General features: G+C 51.8%; 3 protein-coding genes. All 3 read left to right on the plus strand.

Translation table 11 applies throughout. The features are described from left to right. The coding region (rpmJ, locus tag E5336_RS12740; RefSeq protein WP_135981392.1) for a 50S ribosomal protein L36 at positions 1 to 60 on the plus strand (60 nt) is incomplete at its 5' end. Positions 61 to 72: 12 nt separating this feature from the next. Next, positions 73 to 438, plus strand: a complete 366-nt coding sequence (gene rpsM, locus E5336_RS12255) for a 30S ribosomal protein S13 (protein ID WP_135981390.1) — start codon at positions 73 to 75, stop codon at positions 436 to 438. Positions 439 to 454: 16 nt separating this feature from the next. Continuing rightward, positions 455 to 844 (plus strand): 30S ribosomal protein S11, encoded by a 390-nt coding sequence (rpsK, locus tag E5336_RS12260; protein ID WP_135981391.1) that lies wholly within the window; start codon positions 455 to 457, stop codon positions 842 to 844.

Genomic DNA, 844 nt, shown 5'->3' on the forward strand with positions numbered 1-844 from the left:
AAAGGTCGCGTGATGGTGATCTGCGAGAACCCGAAACACAAACAGAGACAAGGAAACTAGTAGGAGGAACGAATGGCACGTATAGCAGGAGTAGATATTCCAAACGATAAACGAGCAGTGATCTCATTGACGTATATTTATGGAATCGGCCGTACGACGGCAAGCAAAGTATTGGCGGCAGCCAATGTCAGCGAAGACAAGCGCATCAAGGATTTGAGCGAACAGGAAATGAACGCGATCCGAAAAGAAGTGGACAAGATCAAAGTCGAAGGGGATCTGCGCCGGGAAGTGCAGCTGAACATCAAACGACTGATGGAGATCGGCTGCTACAGAGGAATTCGTCATCGGAAAGGACTGCCGGTCAGAGGACAGAGAACGAAGACGAACGCGCGGACAAGAAAAGGGAAGGCAAAAACAGTTGCCAACAAGAAGAAGTAGGAGAGGAGAGTAGAACATGGCAAAAGTACAAAAAACAAGAAAACGTCGTGTCAAAAAGAATGTGGCCAGAGGATGCGCGCACATTCACTCGACTTTCAACAATACGATCGTAACGATCACGGATGAAGGCGGAAACGCGATTTCGTGGAGCTCGGCAGGAGCGCTCGGATTCAAAGGAAGCCGGAAGAGCACGCCGTACGCGGCGCAGATGGCGGCGGAAGCGGCAGGAAAAGCGGCGATGGATCACGGAATGAAGAGCGTCAGCGTAGAGGTAAAAGGACCTGGACCTGGACGGGAAGCGGCTGTACGGGCGCTGCAGGTAGCCGGACTGGAAATCACAATGATCAACGATGTGACGCCAATCCCTCACAATGGATGCCGTCCACCGAAACGACCTCGTGGATAA

The sequence above is a fragment of the Dubosiella muris genome (genome assembly GCF_004793885.1).
GTDB classification, from domain to species: domain Bacteria; phylum Bacillota_I; class Bacilli_A; order Erysipelotrichales; family Erysipelotrichaceae; genus Dubosiella; species Dubosiella muris.

What these genes read in the sequence shown, in the direction of transcription:
- rpsM (WP_135981390.1), top strand. Translation starts at nt 73, where the DNA reads ATGGCACGTATAGCAGGAGTAGATATTCCAAACGATAAACGAGCAGTG.
- rpsK (WP_135981391.1), top strand. Translation starts at nt 455, where the DNA reads ATGGCAAAAGTACAAAAAACAAGAAAACGTCGTGTCAAAAAGAATGTG.